This is a genomic window from Corynebacterium sp. c7Ub_26 (assembly GCF_053760365.1).
Genome location: NZ_JBSNBL010000006.1, coordinates 45,843 through 61,755, shown reverse-complemented (window position 1 = coordinate 61,755; position 15,913 = coordinate 45,843). Strand labels below are relative to the sequence as shown.

The window sequence follows — 15,913 nt, the reverse complement described above, 5'->3', positions numbered from 1 at the left end:
GGAACTCAGTCGTCTGTAGCGGGAGCCTCATAATGCCGAGCAGTAAAGACTCGACGACCATCGGGCCCGTCGTACACGTGTGTTGTCGATGCTCCCACGATCAGCATCGTCCGCATATCCACGACATCGGGGGCTAGCTCCGCCAACGTCGTCACGGTTACCGATTCATCCGCAGACCCCACCGCCCGGGCCACAATCACCGGGGTATCCGGCTTCTGAAACTCCAGCACAATATCCCGCAAGGCACCGACCTGCCACCGCCGCGACTTCGACGCCGGGTTATAAACAGCAAAAGCCATATCCGCGCCCGCCAAAGCACGAACGCGTTTGACCACCACGTCCCAGGGCTTCAACCGATCCGACAGCGACACCATGCCAAAATCATGACCCAATGGTGCCCCCACGCGGCTCGCCACAGCTTGGGCCGCCGTCATCCCCGGCACAATTCTCACCGGGACGTCGCGCCATTGATCATCATCTGCCGTCTCAAGAACGGCAGCAGCCATCGCAAACACCCCGGGGTCACCAGAGGACACCACAGCCACGCAGCTGCCGCGCCGGGCCATGTCCAAAGCCATGGCCGCCCGAACTGCTTCGACTTTGTTGTCCGAGAGATGCCGTCGCTGACCAGGGATTTCAGGAACACGCTTGACGTATGTGGAGTAGCCCACCACATCGGTGGCTCGGGCCAATTCTTCCGATGCCTCCGGAGTTATCCACTCAGAGTTGCCGGGCCCCAGTCCGATAACAACGACCTCGCCCATTGATGTGTGTTCCATTGTCATTTACTTCTTTCCACCGATCCTTCTGTCGACCGCCGCAATTCACTATCAGTCGGTGAGGGCACCACAGCGACAGCGAAGTACGGCACAGCAGCGGGGTCCACCTCCAGCAGAGGGATGACCTGCTCACCCTCCATCGTGGCCCGCACAACAACATAGGCACGATCAGCCTGGCCGGCACGCACCAGCGCCCGGCGCACCGTCGGAAATGTTCGCCCCAACTTCATCACGACGGCACCGTCGGACTGCGATAAACGCTGCACCAGCTCCTCTTCAGATAGCGTTCCCGGGATAACCCCCAGCGTTTCATCCTTTTCGACCAATGGGCGCCCGACGGAGGCTGCGGCAGCAGTGATCGATGTGACCCCAGGGATAACAGTAGTGGGGTAGCGGTCCGCTAAAGCGGGATGAAGGTGCTGGTAGGAGCTGTACAGCATGGGGTCCCCGAGGCTGAGAACTGCGACGGAGCGCCCCTGGTCAAGGTGGTGAGCCAATCGAGCGGTGGCGCTGGCATAAAACTCGCCCAACGCTCCCGCATAGCCACCAGCATGGTCGGCGACACCCGTCGTCACCGGGTAGGTGAGTAGCTCCTCGATCTGATCTGGATTGTCACTCGCCAAATAAGGGGCGGCGATACCACGCGCCGTCGAATGTCCATGAGTGCCAGCATGAAATGCCACCACATCGGCCGACCCAATGATCTTCGCAGCCGCAACAGTCACCAGGCCTGAATCGCCCGGGCCTAGCCCAACACCATACAAATGCCCCGACTCTGTCACCGGACTTCCGCCTCACCTTTGATGGCGACGTCGTTACTATCCGCCGCGCCTTTCGTCGAAGTCTGAGACTCATCCATGAGCTCATTCCGCCGGGCCAAAGCATTAATCGCAGCACACGTAATCGCAGAACCACCACGACGCCCACGAACCGTAATAAATTCAACACCCAGCGACTCGGCACGTTCCTCCAGCTCAGACTTCGACTCAGCAGCACCCACAAAACCAACGGGAATGCCGATAATCACCGCCGGCCGCTTCAGTTCAGGGCGCGCGGCCAACACATCCATCAGATGGAACAACGCAGTAGGAGCATTCCCAATCGCTACCACCGCGCCGCCCAACCGATCCGCGCACACGTCAATAGCCGCCGCCGACCGCGTCGTCGACAATTCACGCGCCTTCTCTGCGACACCAGGAGTATTCAGCAAACACTCCACGTCGTTATCCGCTGGAAGACGCCGACGCGTCACACCACTCGACACCATCCGGACATCCGTAAAAATCGGCGCACCCGACTCCAAGGCAGCACGCCCCACCCGGACAGCACCGTCGGAAAACACAATGTCGTCGGCCAAGGACACATCGCCGGCGGCGTGAATCATTCGCACCGCCACTGTCTCATCGTCGGCAGAAAAACGACTCAGATCGCTCTCGTCACGAATAATCGCGAACGAGCGTCGATAAATATCATTCCCCAACGAAACATAGCGATCCCGGCTATACACCGCACCACCAGTCCTCTCCGAACGTGCCGATCCCACGGCATCAGGCATGATGAGTCACCTCTGACGTCTCATAAACACCATCGCCCTCAGCGAGGAACTCCGTGTAATCCATATTCGGCGCACCGCAACGACGCTCACACCCCACAAAATGCACACGCCCACCAGGCAGGGACCCAGCATTAATGGCCCGCACCGCATCAGAACGAACATCATCACGAGACTTCCGACACTGAGGCAACCCCGTACACGCTGTCACACGAGCCAACGGAGACGCCGCATCAAAGACCAAACCGCGGGGAGCCAAAAAACGCACAGTCTCATCCGCCTCAGCAGGGGTCAAATCATGAACCACCACACCATGCCAACACGTCACCGTCGAGGGCTTACCCACAGCGCCCAACAAACGCGCACAGGCCGAATCCATCCGGCCAAAAGGCAACGCACAAGCCAAACTCACGCGCCCATCATCCTGATCAATCCACCCCATCGGCTGACGCAAGCCCAACTCATTGTCCGCAGACTCCTCATACGCCGGAAGCACATCATGAACTGGATCCTCCAGACCCACAAGGTTCTCACGGGCCCACTGAGCAAGATCCTCAGCCGCGCCGGGGGTTTCCTCGATTCGCCAATTCTTACCGCGCCGGGCCTGCCATTGGCGCGCCAACTCGACGAGGCTATCGACCACGCGCGCCCGGGGGAGCGAGCCCACCAGATAATCTCCTCCGATCACGACGTCGAAGAAGTCATGGGAGTCGGACGGTCGCGTCTTCGTCGTCGCGATGACTCCGAAATCCGGGCGCTCGGCAATCACGTCGCCACGTCCGTCGTCGAAAGCAAAGAGGGTTCGTCCAGGGAGATCTGCCGTGTCGTCATACTGAATGAGCTCGCGGTCAACAGCACGAGCCAAGGAGCGCACGTCGCCGACAGAGCCAGATCGCCCTGACAGGGGAGAGGCAAGATAATTACGCATCCGGTCATGGCGTGGATATGGCAGCAATCCTGCCTCAGTCACGGCAGAAGCGAAATCATCAACCGATTCCACACCGCGGATCTGGATATTTCCTCTCGACGTGATGTGGACATCGCCGTCCCCCAAGTCGTCAGCCATAGCGCCTAATGCCGTCCATTGGTGCGGCTGGATATATCCGCCGGGGGACCGAACACGGCCGATCATCCCGTCGGATGCAGTAAAAAGACGCAATGTACCGGGGCACATGTCTCCCCGATTCCGAGTCGTCGTCTGAGTACCGTCACTGTGCATGGTTTCTACCGTACCCCCGTGCACGCAGCGTCAAAGTATTATGAGACCTCGATGAAAGGTCGTAGCCACCGATAGCCACCCCGACCTCTAAGATAGTTGCGGGAAACGGGAATCCCTCAGGGAGCGGTCGCGCCACTGTCAAGCCAGACCCCGTATATGAACAACGTCCGGCGCGGTATCCGGAAAGGAAAACATGATTCTTCTGCTGTCCACTTCTGACACCGATCTGCTTACGGCAAAAGCGGCCAATGAGCACCCCGACGTGGAGTTCCGCTGGGCAAATCCGGCGCGATTGATGCTTGACGATGTTGATGCGCTCCTCGGTGGCACACCTATTCCAGGATCCGGTGGGGCTACGGGTTCCCAGCCAGACATCATTATCGTCCGGCTCTTGGGTGGACGGCGGGCCTGGGAAGAGGGGCTGAATAAGCTTCTCACCTCAGGTATTCCGACTATTGCCGTGTCGGGTGAACAGACTATGGACGCAGAGCTCACAGAGCTGTCCACTGCGCCGTCGAATGTGGTCACCACCGCCCACCGCTATCTTGCCGAGGGCGGGAAAAATAACCTCATCAACCTTCATAATTTCCTGTCCGATACTCTGCTTCTCACCGGCCTAGGTTTCGACGCCCCAATCCATCTGCCTGAATGGGGAATACTAGAAGGCTGGGAAGATAACCGCACGGCAGGCCTTCAGTCTGAGGGGGAGTCTGAGGCTCGACGCATTGCCGTCTTGTATTATCGCGCCCAGCATCTAGCTGGCAATACCCGCTATATCGACGCGCTATGCGAGGCCATCGCCGACCGTGGAGCAGTACCAGTCCCAATTTTCACGGCGTCGCTTCGTCAGGCGTCCGATGATCTCCTCCAGTTCCTCGGGACGATGGACACTCTGATCACAACGGTTCTCGCGGCGGGCGGAACAAAACCTGCCACCGCACAAGCCGGCGGTGACGACGGAGCATGGGACGTCTCCGCCTTGGCGGAGCTCGATCTCCCCGTTATCCAGGGGCTCGCTCTAACCAGCTCGCGCAGCACGTGGGAAGACAATGATGACGGCGCCTCACCGCTGGATGTTGCTACCCAAATCGCAGTCCCGGAGTTCGATGGGCGCATCATTACTGTCCCGTTCTCATTCAAAGAAATAGGCGACGACGGCCTCATTTCGTATAACCCCGATCCGGAGCGGTGCGCACGTCTGGCGGGCATCGCGGATCGACACGCGGTGTTGCGTCATAAAGCAAATGCTTCCAAGCGCATCGCGGTGATGTTGTCGGCGTACCCAACGAAGCACGCCCGGATCGGTAACGCCGTTGGCCTGGACACGCCGGCCTCCGTGTTGGCGTTGCTCCACGCCCTCCACGACGCGGGATACGACCTGGGGGATACGTCCAAGATTCCCGGCTGGCTTGACTCTGGCGACGAAACCAGCGAGAACTCGGACGCGTTTATGCACGCACTCATCGACGCTGGCGGCCAAGACCCCGATTGGCTCACCGACGAGGTGATGGCGGCCAATGAGCTCCGCCTCTCAGCAGCCGACTACCAGGAGTACTTCGACACTCTCCCGGATTCCCTCCAAAAGGACATGATTGAGACCTGGGGAGAAGCCCCCGGAGACCTCTACGTCCAACCAGAAACAAAGGATATTTACCTATCCGGGCTACGCTTCGGAAACATCGTTGTGATGGTACAACCGCCCCGCGGTTTTGGCGACAACCCCGTCGGCATCTACCACGACCCCGACCTGACCCCGAACCACCACTACTTAGCAGCCTATGAGTGGATCCGCCGTACCCCGGACCGTCACGGCTTCGGCGCCGACGCGATCGTCCACGTCGGAAAACACGGCAACATGGAGTGGCTGCCCGGCAAGACCGTCGCCCTTGGGCCAGACTCTGGCACCGACCAGTCCATCGGCGACCTGCCCCTGATCTACCCCTTCCTGGTCAATGACCCGGGGGAGGGTACTCAGGCGAAGCGCCGCGCTCACGCCACCCTCGTCGACCACCTCATCCCGCCCATGGCCCGAGCCGAAAGCTATGGGGACATCACCCGGCTCGAGCAGTTCCTCGATGAACACGCCAACATCGCCGCCATGGACCCCGCGAAGCTACCGGCTATTCGACAAGAAATCTGGACCCTGCTGACCGCGGCAAAAATGGACCAGGACCTTGGATGGGAGAAACGCCCCGACGAAGATGTCTTCGACGATATGCTCATGCACGTTGACGGGTGGCTTTGCGAAATCAAGGACGCCCAGATTCGCGGCGGGCTGCACATCCTCTCGCATGCGCCCGAAGGTAAGCAGCTCGTCGAAACTGTCCTGGCCATGCTGCGCGCTCGACAAATCTTCGGCGGAATCAACACTCTTCCCGGGCTTCGCGAGGCTCTCGGCCTCAACGAGGACGGTTCCGAAACACGGCACCGCACCGATGACATCGAGAACATCGCGTCGGCACTCGTGACCGCCCTGGCAGACCACAACTGGGACGATAACACCGTCAACAACGTCCTGGAAGAGATTCGCCGCGATCCAGGGCTCCCAGATAGTGCAGATGTTGCCGCCGTTCGGGACATTTTGCACTTCACCACCACGCAGATCGTCCCGCGGCTGCGCCAAACCAGCCGAGAACTAGACCAAGTCCTCCGAGCACTCGACGGAAAATTTATCGAATCCGGCCCATCAGGATCTCCCCTCCGCGGGCTCATCAACACCCTGCCCACCGGCCGAAACTTCTACTCCGTCGACCCCAAAGCAATTCCCTCACGCTTAGCCTGGGACACTGGACAACTCCTCGCCGACAGCCTCATCGAACGCTACAAACAGGACAACGACGGAAAATACCCCGTCTCCGTTGGCATCAGCGCCTGGGGCACCTCCGCCATGCGCACCTCTGGCGACGACATCGCCGAGGTCTTCGCACTCCTCGGCGTCCGACCGATATGGGACGAAGTATCCCGACGCGTCACACGGCTAGAAGTCATCCCACTCGAGGAACTCGGACGACCCCGCATCGACACCACCGTCCGCATCTCCGGCTTCTTCCGAGACGCCTTCCCGCACGTCGTCGCCCTTCTTGACGACGCCGTCCAAATGGTCGCCGCCCTCGACGAACCCGCCGACATGAACTACGTCGCCACCCACGTCAACGAAGACACAGCCAATGGAACCCCGGCCGAACGCGCCCACCGACGCATCTTCGGATCAAAACCCGGCACCTACGGCGCAGGCCTCCTCGAACTCATGGACGCAGGAAACTGGCGCAGCGACGACGACCTCGCCGAGGTCTACAGCACCTGGGGAGGCTACGCCTACGGACGCGGAGTCGACGGCGCACCCGCAGCCGACGACATGAAACAGGCCTACACACGCATCCAAGTCGCCGCAAAAAATACGGACACCCGCGAACACGACATCGCCGACTCCGACGACTACTTCCAATTCCACGGCGGCATGGTCGCCACAGTCCGAGCACTCTCAGGCCAATCACCCGAAGCCTACATCGGCGACTCCACACGCCCCGACACCATCCGCACCCGCACACTCCACGAAGAATCCCGGCGCGTCTTCCGATCCCGCGTCGTCAACCCCCGCTGGGTCGAAGCAATGCGCAACCACGGATACAAAGGCGCATTCGAAATGGCAGCAACCGTCGACTACCTCTTCGGATACGATGCTACCGCGGGAATGATGGACGACTGGATGTACGAACAACTCACCCAGGAATACGTCGAAAACGAAGAAAACCGGGAATTCTTCCGCGAATCCAACCCATGGGCACTCCACGACATTTCCGAACGGCTCCTCGAAGCCGCCCAACGCGGACTATGGAAAAACCCCGACCAAGACCGCCTCGACGCACTCACCGAAGCCCTCCTAGAAACCGAAGGAGAAATGGAAGACCGCTAAAAATACCGCCACCGAGATAACCGAGTACAGGCCCACCAAGTAGTAATCTTGACGCCATGCCTACACCGCGTCCACGATCAACACCCCGATGGGACGAGGCAGCGCACACACCCGGCCTGTACGACACCACACGCAGAGCCGACTACGGCAAGCGATTCCTCTACACAGTCATACGACTCTCGCTCGCCGCATTCGCAGGGCTGTGCGTCTACGCGTCATACGAACCAAACGGCCTATGGCTCGCAGCCCCACTCGGCATTGCCTTGCTGATCATCGCCCTCCAACCATGGGGCGATAAATCACCCGCACCCGGCGCGTGGCTCGGCGCCCTCATCGCCTTCACCCAAGGGCTCATCACCTACCTCTTCTACCTGCCCTGGATCGGGGAATACGTCGGTTCGCTACCATGGATCGCCTTATCCATCGTCGAAGCCCTATACTCACTGGCATTCGGCGCGGGAACTGTCTTTCTCCTCCGCGCCGGGCGTGCTGCCCGGAAGCGGGAGCCGCGTGTGTCACCTGCTCGCTCTCAGAAGGGGAGCTCGAAAGCTGCGCGGGATAGCTCGACGTCGAAGAAGGGTTCCTCGTCGGAGGATCGTTTAAGTGGTCGTGGCCGTGTTCGCGTCCATCGTACGATTACCGCCAACGAGTTCCTCTTTACTGTCATCGGGATTCCTACGTGGTATCTCGCCGTCGAGTTTGCACGGTCGCATTGGCCCTTCGGTGGCTTCGCATGGACTCGGCTTGCGTGGGGACAGGTCTCTGGCCCCTTGCTTTCTCTTGCCAGAATTGGTGGACCTGCACTGATCACTGTGGCAACCGTGACGATGGGGGTCGGAATAGCCATCATTTTCCGTCGGATTTGGATCCCTGGCTTGGTCATTACTCTTGTTATCCCGATCGTTGCGGGGTTGGCCTGGTCGCAGGTGGACGCGGGGCCGAATCCGTCGACCGAGCGCATTGATTCCTTCGCGAAGTCGAACGATGTCGCGTCATCGAACAATGGGGCAGACAACGGGGCAGAAGCCCACGAATCAGGCCCCCAGGCACAATCGATACAGATGGTGTCCAAAGAATCAGGTATCACCTACTACCGCACGAGTGATTCGTCGTCACCCGAGAATCTCGTGACGGTCGCGGTCGTACAGGGAAATGTCCCGCGGTTGGGGCTCGATTTCAATGACCAGCAGCGTGCGGTCTTAGCCAATCACCGTGACGCCACGCTGGCCTTGGCTCGTCGCATTGAGAACCATAAATCGCCGAAGCCAGATTTTGTTGTGTGGCCGGAGAATTCGTCGGACGTCGATCCTTTTCTCGATCCGCTTGCCCGGGATGAGATTCAACAAGCAGCGGAAGCTGCTGGGGTCCCGATTCTCGTCGGTACGCTCACGCACCCGGGTGATCAGGAGCGCAACACTGTTGTCGTCTGGGATCCAGAAACTGGGCCAGGGGAGAGGCACGATAAGGTCTATCTCCAACCATTCGGGGAGTACATGCCATGGCGGGGCTTTTTCCGGCACTTCTCGTCATACGTCGATATGGCGGGGAATTTCAGCCCTGGCGACGATAACGGCATCGTCCATGTTCGGTCGGGCAAAACGAATGCTCTCATCCCGGTGGGCGTCGGCACTTGTTATGAAGTCGCGTTCGATGGCGCCTTCCAACATGCGGTGGAGGGTGGTGCGCAAATCTTCACAGTCCCGACGAATAACGCGACCTTTGGCTTTACGGACATGTCCTACCAGCAGTTGGCGATGAGCAGATTGCGTTCTGTGGAATATGACCGCGCCACAGTCGTTGCCGCGACATCGGGCGTGTCCGCTATCATTCGGCCAGACGGTCGAGTGTCTGAGCGCACCCAGACTTTCACGGAGGGGATTCTTCATGCCCAGCTGCCTCTTCGTTCGACGCGAACCATTGCTTCCTATTCGGCGACGATCATCGAGTGGACACTGTGCGGGCTCGGCGTCGTCGTGGCTCTGGGTGCCGCTATCTCACAACGGAAGCCACAGCGGGTAAAGTCAAAGTAGTTATCAAGAGAGAGGATCACCGTTGACTCAACCGAGCGACAACACGTTGGTCATCATCCCGACGTACAACGAAAAGGATAATTTGCCCCTCATCGTGGGCCGTTTGCGCAAAGCAGAGCCTGACCGCGTAGACGTCTTGGTCGTCGATGACAATAGCCCCGATGGCACCGGTGATCTTGCCGACCAGATGGCATCCGATGATTCCCATATCCATGTCTTGCACCGCAAGGGTAAAGAGGGACTGTGTGCAGCGTATGTCGCTGGTTTCCGGTGGGGGCTTGATCAGAATTACGACGTGATCTGTGAGATGGATGCCGACGGCTCCCACGCGCCTGAGCAACTCCACCTTTTGCTCGACTCGGTCAATGATGGTGCGGACCTGACGATTGGTTCGCGGTATGTACCGGGCGGGGAAACCGTGAATTGGCCCGCGTATCGCCAATTCCTTTCCCGGGGTGGAAACACGTACATCAATGTCGTCTTGGGCGCGGGGATCCGCGACATTACCGCTGGTTACAGAGCTTATCGACGGTCTGTGCTCGAGGCCGTGGATCTCGACGAGCTGAGTAACGCAGGCTATATCTTCCAAACGGACCTTGCCTGGCGGATTCTCCAGCAGGGCTTTGATGTTCGGGAAGTACCGATTACTTTCACCGAGCGCGAGCTAGGGGAGTCAAAGCTCTCCGGGAACTTCGTGAAAGATTCCCTCCTTGAGGTAACCAAGTGGGGAGTGGCGTATCGAAGCAAGCAGGCAAAAGAGCTGTTCACGTCGTCGAAGCGCTTGATCAAGCACGAAGTGCATGAGCTAATCGAGAAACAAAAGCGACGTTTCAACTCGTAATAGTTGCGACGAAAAACGGATCCGGCCTCTGACTGCGAATATTCGCGGGGGAGACCGGATCCGTTTGTGAAAGGCGAGGGGGAGCCGAGTTACTTCGACTTGGCTTTCTCTTCGGCTTCTTTTTGTTCCTTCATCATCTTGGCAGCGATACGGCGGCGCTGCTTGAGCATGTCTAGACGCTCGTTGAGAAGCTTTTCGAGCTCATCGATGCTGCGACGTTCGCGAAGCATGTCCCAGTGTGTACGGGGTGGTTTGACGGGCTTGGCCTCTGTGCCTTCGCCTTCCACCAGCTCACCGATTTTGCCGTTCTGGCACGGCCATTCACCTGGGATTTCAGCGTCGTCGGCAAAAGGAACTTCCCATATCTTTCCGTCCTCGGTACGGTACTTGACAAGCTGCCGAGGGGCTAGATCATGGTCGCGATCCGTTTCGTAGGAAACGGCGCCCATTCGACTGCCACGGAGAACACGATCTGCCATGCGGGGAATCAGTCCTTACGTCATTGGGGTACGTACTGGTAAAGCTTTACAACTTGAGCGTAATGTCGCGCTAGGGTCTAAAGAAACCAGTTACTCATTATAACCGGCGTTACATACAACGATGTTAGCGGCAGATCTGTTCCATGATTGGTACATAACGTCGATCATTAAGCGTCATAGACCACGGATAATAATGGAAGATAATGATGGAAAAGGAACGTTCAACACAGGAAGTCCGTTGCCAGTGGTGCGGGAACCCAGTCGAATACTCGGGGCGTGGACGCAAACCTAAATATTGCTCACGATCCTGCCGACAACGAGCCTATGAGCAGCGCCATGAGGGGCGTGGAGTCGGAATATCGGACTCGGACATCGTCTTGCGGGGCAAGAAAGCACAATACCTATTCGATTCACTCTTTGAGTTACGCTGCGCTGCGGAGGATATCAACACGGCTGCGCAAGAAGGCGCAACGTCAAGTGAGCTTGCCGCCATGACTGGGGATCTTGTGTCCTTAGCGCGAGATATCGAGTCCATCCGCCTGGGCGTTGAGCAAGCTAATACATAAATACCTGCGGCTAGTACCATGGCGCTTATGAAGAAGCCTTGGATCACATTGGTTGTCATAGCAATTGTCACCATTGTCTTAGCATCTGTTGGGCCGGTCGTTTATAAAGCGGTTACCGACCGGGGGACAAAAACTGAATCGCTCACCGACGGCGACGCCAAGGCAGCAAGCACCGATATCAACGGCAGTTGGAAGATTGTGCGGGGCTCAGGGAAGAACGCAACATCTGCCGGATATACGTTCCACGAGATTCTTCCTGGTAAATCCAAGGAAACAAGCGGGTCAACGAATAAAGTTGACGGATCATTCACCGTATCGGATCAAAAGTTGACAGAAGGATCGGCAACTACTGATCTGACGTCGATTTCCAGTGATGTTGAGAAACGCGATATCAATGTCCGACGGACCATCCTGGACACCGATGAGTTCCCGAAGGCAGTGTTCACAATCAAAGGCCCAGTCGACGTTTCATCGTTGCCAGGCGACGGGCACGCTGATGAAAATACTGTGCCGGGGACCATGGAAATTCACGGTGTGAAAAAAGACATCGACGTCAAACTAAAAGCACTGCGTACGGGTAAGAAACTGATTGTTTCGAGTACTATTCCGATTAATAGGCGCGACTACGACATTGAATCGCCACAATTCGTTGCCGCCAAGATTGACGAAACAGGCGAGATCAATCTGCTGCTAACTATGGAGAAGCAGTAATGAGTGACGAAACACTAATTTGGACACGGTGGCTGCGATTAGCAGTCTTGGCCGTTCTTATCGTGATCGCGCTTATTCAGAAGTTGTGGATCATATTGGTTGTCTTCGCGGTGTTGTTCGTACTCACCATCGTCCAGCTGCGCCAGGTGTATCGATCGAAGAATAAGCAGCGGCCCGCTCAATGACGATCTCCGAAGTCTTGATGTTGTATGCCTTGGTGATGCGTGGCCGTGCGAGTACGACACCTCCGCGTTACACACGATTATTAAGTCACTGTGACAGAAAGAGTGTTAGGGAGTGCACCTTCAGAGATCTGCGGTTGAGGCCGGTTGGTCGCATATCATCCGCGCCCTATGGTAAAACACCTCTATATATTTAGCCGATAATCTACATTATGTCACTTTACGGATACTTCGTTACCGAGGTCCGGTACTCCACACTGTGATTGCAAGGAATACTGAAACTATGCGTATCTGGTCACTCCACCCCTGCCTGCTCGACCGTCGCGGACTCGTCGCATGTTGGCGGGAAACTTTACTCGCGCAAAAAGTTCTCCGCGGACTCACGAAGGGCTACACGAACCATCCGCAACTGGAAAGGTTTAAAGCCACCGACAATCCCGTGTTATCAGTTGCGACATATTTGCACGCACTCGCTGATGAAGCTGACTCTCGTGGCTATAACTTTAACCGCGACCGTATCGCTTATAGCTCGGACGATATAGCCCAGACCGCACAAACTCAGAATTCAATACCTGTAACAACAGGCCAGCTCCGCTACGAACTCCGTTTCCTCGGTACAAAGGTGGCCAGACGAGATCCCGAGTGGCTGTCGTCCACTCTCAACAGTTATCTCCAGCCCACTGACAGTGACGAAAATCTAACTATTCCCCCAGCTCATCCGCTATTCTCTGTTATTGAGGGCCCCATCGAATCATGGGAAAAGGTTAAAGATATCTGACCATACGAAAACACGTGTTTTCGTCTTCAGCCTGGCGATCGCCGATTTACCGTCGTCCGGTGGCCGGCCCTAGACCCGTCCTATATCCTGGCGACATGATCAGCGTCCGAGGGCTCAATAAAAGTTTTGGCGGCAAGCGCGCCCTCCACGATTTATCGTTTGATATTAAACCTGGGCTAATGACAGGCTTTGTGGGCGGCAACGGTGCTGGCAAGACCACCACTATGCGCATCCTGCTTGGCGTACTCTCCCACGACTCAGGTGAGATTCTCGTGGATGGAGAACCCATCACCAGCGATTACCGCGCGGGCATTGGCTACATGCCCGAGGAACGCGGCCTCTACCCAAAAATGCCAGTGATTGACCAGCTCGTTTATCTTGCGCGCCTGCACGGATCCTCGGCGAAGGCCGCGAAGACCCGGGCGATGAACCTGCTGGAACGGTTGGACCTCGACCACCGTGCGAAAGACAAGCTCGAAGAACTTTCTCTCGGCAATCAGCAGCGCGCTCAGGTGGCCGCCGCATTAGTACATGAGCCCAGCGCTCTTGTCCTAGACGAACCATTTTCCGGCCTGGACCCGCACGCAGTGGACATCACTCTGCAGGTATTGCAGGAAACTGCCTACACCGGTATTCCCGTCCTGTTTTCCTCTCACCAGCTCGACGTCGTGGAACGGCTCTGCGATGTGCTTGTCATTCTCGCCGACGGGCGCGTTGTGGCCAGTGGCACCCGCGATGAACTCATCGAGCAGCACACCGAGGCCGAGTGGGAGCTCGTCACCGCCACGGACACCGACTGGGTTCGCTCCGTACCCGGCGCGGACATCACCAGTGCCGACGAGGGGCAGGTCCGATTCCACGCCGACTCGGTGGACGTCGCCAACGAGGTTCTCCGGGAGGCCACCTCCCGCGGCCCCATCCACAGTTTCGGCCCTGCCCGCCATTCCCTGCATGAGATTTTCACGGAGGTCACCCGATGAACGCCTCGCCCCAGACCCACTCCTCCCCGGTTGATGAGAACGGTCATCTCGCCTCCGGCAGTACCGAACGTACGTCGTTCTGGACTGCCGTCGACCTGGTGGCTGGCCGTGAGATGAAGGTCAAGATGATGTCCAAAGCGTTCGTGGTTACCACGGTGATCGTGCTCGGGCTGCTCATGCTGGGTGTGCTTTTGGCTCCGCGCTTGGGCGATCTCTTTGATGGCGACGGGAAGAAAGTGGCCGTGACCGCCGAAACGTCCCAGGTGGTACAAGGTCTTGGCGACTCCTACAAGCCTCAGGTCGTGGACTCCGCGGAAGCTGCAAAGGACGCCGTACGTAACGGCGAAGCGGACGCCGCGGTGATCACGGACAAGTCATCCCCTGCCGGCATCACCGTCGTCGGGCTGGACTCCACGCCAGAGAATATGGTCCAGGCTCTGTCGGTGTCTCCGAACGTGGAGTTACTAGATCCAGACGCCCCTAACCCAGGCGTACGATATTTCATCGCCTTCGGGTTCGGCATCGCGTTCTTTATGATCGCTATCATCTACGGCCAACAGATCGCAGTCTCAGTTATCGAGGAAAAACAGTCTCGCATCGTAGAGATTCTTCTCGCGACAATCCCGGCGAAGGCCCTCATGACTGGCAAAGTCATCGGTAACTCCGTGATGGCTTTCTTGCAAGTGGTGCTGATCGCCGGGGTCCTTCTACTGGGCATGCGGTTTAACAACTCCGTTCTACCGCTCGACGGCCTCAGAGCACCGATCCTGTGGTTCGTGTTGCTGTTCGCGATCGGTTTCGTGATGATCGCTTCCCTCTACGCCGCGGCCGCCTCCCTCGTTTCTCGTCAAGAGGACATCGGTTCGACGTCGATGCCTGTGATGATGCTGATAATGATCCCGTACGTCGCGGTGATCTTCTTCAACGACAACCCAGAGGCCCTGCGGATCATGGCGCTTATCCCCTTCTCTGCCCCGGTAGCAACGCCACTGCGCGTGTTCTTGGGCCAGGGCACGATCTGGGATCATCTGCTCTCCCTCGGTATCCTGCTCGTGGCGACCGCACTAGCGATCTGGTTCGCGTCGGCGATCTATGAGCGCTCGATCCTTCGTACAGGGCAGGCCATTAAGTGGTCCCAGGCCTTGCGTGCGCGGAATGAGTAAAAATGACGCACTTCTAAGCAGCTATCCTTCAGTGGCAGCAAGCGCTTCATGGGACGAGGCAGCACACGAATCCCCTTCCCACGCTTCCTTACCTTCATGAAGAGCAAGAGCAGCCACAACCAAAGCAGCTACAGGGTCCGCCCACCACCATCCGAAGAGCCAATCCACAGCCAAGCCGACCAGCACCGCCACTGACAAGTACGCGCACACCAAAGTTTGTTTAGAGTCAGCCACTGCACTCGACGAGCCCAAGGCTCGCCCTGCGTCTCTTTCAAGAAAGGACACGAGAGGCATGATGATGACACTTGCTATCACCATGCCCAAGCCAACAGCGCTGTGATCAGGTTCCCGATGATTCACCAAAGCGATCACTGACTCCACAGTGACATACGCGGCCAGCAAGAAAAACAACCACGCGATCAACCGCAGCGTGGGCTTCTCCCACCGCTCAGGGTCTCGTCGGCTATATTGCCACGCAATTGCTACGGCAGAAGCAACCTCAATCGTCGAATCGAGGCCGAAACTTACCAAGGCGCCAGAGGAAGCAAGCCGCCCCGCACTCACTGTTACCACAGCTTCAACCACGTTGTATGCAATCGTAAACGCGACAATGAAACGAATACGCCGTTGTAACTGGTGAACACGGTGGGAACTACCTATTTCATTCACAGTTTTATTGTGCTCTCCAAGGCAGAGAACGACACATTCGCCCCCCATCTG

Annotated in this window: 13 protein-coding genes and 1 pseudogene; 9 read left to right on the top strand and 5 right to left on the bottom strand. The window is 57.8% G+C overall.

Features of this window, described 5'->3' with window-relative positions:
* Positions 1–5: 5 nt before the first annotated feature.
* From cobJ to ACWORE_RS09860, 3 genes and pseudogenes are all read right to left on the bottom strand, one after another.
* Positions 6–1,561: pseudogene (gene cobJ, locus ACWORE_RS09870) on the bottom strand (precorrin-3B C(17)-methyltransferase).
* Positions 1,558–2,334 carry a precorrin-8X methylmutase gene (locus tag ACWORE_RS09865; protein ID WP_455303683.1) on the bottom strand — a complete coding sequence of 259 codons (777 nt, stop codon included), beginning with the start codon at positions 2,332–2,334 and terminating at the stop codon, positions 1,558–1,560. Before ACWORE_RS09865 ends, cobJ begins: the two are co-directional and overlap by 4 nt.
* Positions 2,327–3,550 (bottom strand): precorrin-3B synthase, encoded by a 1,224-nt coding sequence (locus ACWORE_RS09860; RefSeq protein ID WP_455303682.1) that lies wholly within the window; start codon positions 3,548–3,550, stop codon positions 2,327–2,329. The genes ACWORE_RS09865 and ACWORE_RS09860 overlap by 8 nt, the downstream gene beginning before the upstream one ends.
* A gap of 193 nt (positions 3,551–3,743) precedes the next feature.
* Between ACWORE_RS09860 and cobN the strand changes: the two genes are divergently transcribed.
* From cobN to ACWORE_RS09845, 3 genes are read left to right on the top strand one after another with little or no spacing between them, the layout of a single operon-like run.
* The gene (gene cobN, locus ACWORE_RS09855; protein WP_455303681.1) at positions 3,744–7,463 is read left to right on the top strand and encodes a cobaltochelatase subunit CobN; all 3,720 of its coding nucleotides are present in this window, start codon (positions 3,744–3,746) and stop codon (positions 7,461–7,463) included.
* Positions 7,464–7,519: 56 nt separating this feature from the next.
* Entirely contained in the window at positions 7,520–9,493 is a 1,974-nt protein-coding gene (gene lnt, locus ACWORE_RS09850; RefSeq protein ID WP_455303680.1) for an apolipoprotein N-acyltransferase, read from the top strand.
* A 22-nt stretch (positions 9,494–9,515) separates the two neighbouring features.
* The gene (locus ACWORE_RS09845; protein WP_046202336.1) at positions 9,516–10,334 is read left to right on the top strand and encodes a polyprenol monophosphomannose synthase; all 819 of its coding nucleotides are present in this window, start codon (positions 9,516–9,518) and stop codon (positions 10,332–10,334) included.
* A gap of 89 nt (positions 10,335–10,423) precedes the next feature.
* On the opposite strand, the gene ACWORE_RS09840 is transcribed toward ACWORE_RS09845, so the two are convergent.
* Positions 10,424–10,813: an RNA polymerase-binding protein RbpA gene (locus ACWORE_RS09840; RefSeq protein WP_046202337.1), complete on the bottom strand. Its 390-nt coding sequence runs from the start codon at positions 10,811–10,813 to the stop codon at positions 10,424–10,426.
* Positions 10,814–11,016: 203 nt separating this feature from the next.
* Here ACWORE_RS09840 and ACWORE_RS09835 point away from each other — a divergent pair, with 203 nt between their 5' ends.
* The 6 genes from ACWORE_RS09835 (at position 11,017) to ACWORE_RS09810 (ending at position 15,193) form a co-directional block, all read left to right on the top strand.
* Complete coding sequence (locus tag ACWORE_RS09835; protein ID WP_012731534.1) at positions 11,017–11,379, top strand: hypothetical protein; 363 nt, start codon at positions 11,017–11,019, stop codon at positions 11,377–11,379.
* A gap of 27 nt (positions 11,380–11,406) precedes the next feature.
* Positions 11,407–12,090, top strand: a complete 684-nt coding sequence (locus ACWORE_RS09830) for a YceI family protein (protein WP_367270431.1) — start codon at positions 11,407–11,409, stop codon at positions 12,088–12,090.
* A complete protein-coding gene (locus ACWORE_RS09825) occupies positions 12,090–12,275 on the top strand; it encodes a hypothetical protein (RefSeq protein WP_046202338.1) in 186 nt (61 codons plus the stop codon). Before ACWORE_RS09830 ends, ACWORE_RS09825 begins: the two co-directional genes overlap by 1 nt.
* 280 nt (positions 12,276–12,555) lie before the next feature.
* Entirely contained in the window at positions 12,556–13,050 is a 495-nt protein-coding gene (locus tag ACWORE_RS09820; RefSeq protein ID WP_455303679.1) for a pyrimidine dimer DNA glycosylase/endonuclease V, read from the top strand.
* 95 nt (positions 13,051–13,145) lie between these two features.
* On the top strand, positions 13,146–14,030 hold the full coding sequence (locus ACWORE_RS09815) for an ABC transporter ATP-binding protein (RefSeq protein ID WP_448233863.1): 885 nt from the start codon (positions 13,146–13,148) through the stop codon (positions 14,028–14,030).
* Entirely contained in the window at positions 14,027–15,193 is a 1,167-nt protein-coding gene (locus ACWORE_RS09810; RefSeq protein ID WP_406605977.1) for an ABC transporter permease, read from the top strand. The genes ACWORE_RS09815 and ACWORE_RS09810 overlap by 4 nt, the downstream gene beginning before the upstream one ends.
* Positions 15,194–15,214: 21 nt before the next feature.
* Here the strand turns inward: ACWORE_RS09810 and ACWORE_RS09805 are convergent, their stop codons facing one another.
* Positions 15,215–15,862: a cation transporter gene (locus tag ACWORE_RS09805; protein ID WP_012731528.1), complete on the bottom strand. Its 648-nt coding sequence runs from the start codon at positions 15,860–15,862 to the stop codon at positions 15,215–15,217.
* Positions 15,863–15,913 lie beyond the last annotated feature (51 nt).

Coding starts and splice junctions, on each gene's coding strand:
- ACWORE_RS09865 (WP_455303683.1), bottom strand. CDS start 2,334: ATGCCTGATGCCGTGGGATCGGCACGTTCGGAGAGGACTGGTGGTGCG.
- ACWORE_RS09860 (WP_455303682.1), bottom strand. CDS start 3,550: ATGCACAGTGACGGTACTCAGACGACGACTCGGAATCGGGGAGACATG.
- cobN (WP_455303681.1), top strand. CDS start 3,744: ATGATTCTTCTGCTGTCCACTTCTGACACCGATCTGCTTACGGCAAAA.
- lnt (WP_455303680.1), top strand. CDS start 7,520: ATGCCTACACCGCGTCCACGATCAACACCCCGATGGGACGAGGCAGCG.
- ACWORE_RS09840 (WP_046202337.1), bottom strand. CDS start 10,813: ATGGCAGATCGTGTTCTCCGTGGCAGTCGAATGGGCGCCGTTTCCTAC.
- ACWORE_RS09835 (WP_012731534.1), top strand. CDS start 11,017: ATGATGGAAAAGGAACGTTCAACACAGGAAGTCCGTTGCCAGTGGTGC.
- ACWORE_RS09830 (WP_367270431.1), top strand. CDS start 11,407: ATGAAGAAGCCTTGGATCACATTGGTTGTCATAGCAATTGTCACCATT.
- ACWORE_RS09825 (WP_046202338.1), top strand. CDS start 12,090: ATGAGTGACGAAACACTAATTTGGACACGGTGGCTGCGATTAGCAGTC.
- ACWORE_RS09820 (WP_455303679.1), top strand. CDS start 12,556: ATGCGTATCTGGTCACTCCACCCCTGCCTGCTCGACCGTCGCGGACTC.
- ACWORE_RS09815 (WP_448233863.1), top strand. CDS start 13,146: ATGATCAGCGTCCGAGGGCTCAATAAAAGTTTTGGCGGCAAGCGCGCC.
- ACWORE_RS09810 (WP_406605977.1), top strand. CDS start 14,027: ATGAACGCCTCGCCCCAGACCCACTCCTCCCCGGTTGATGAGAACGGT.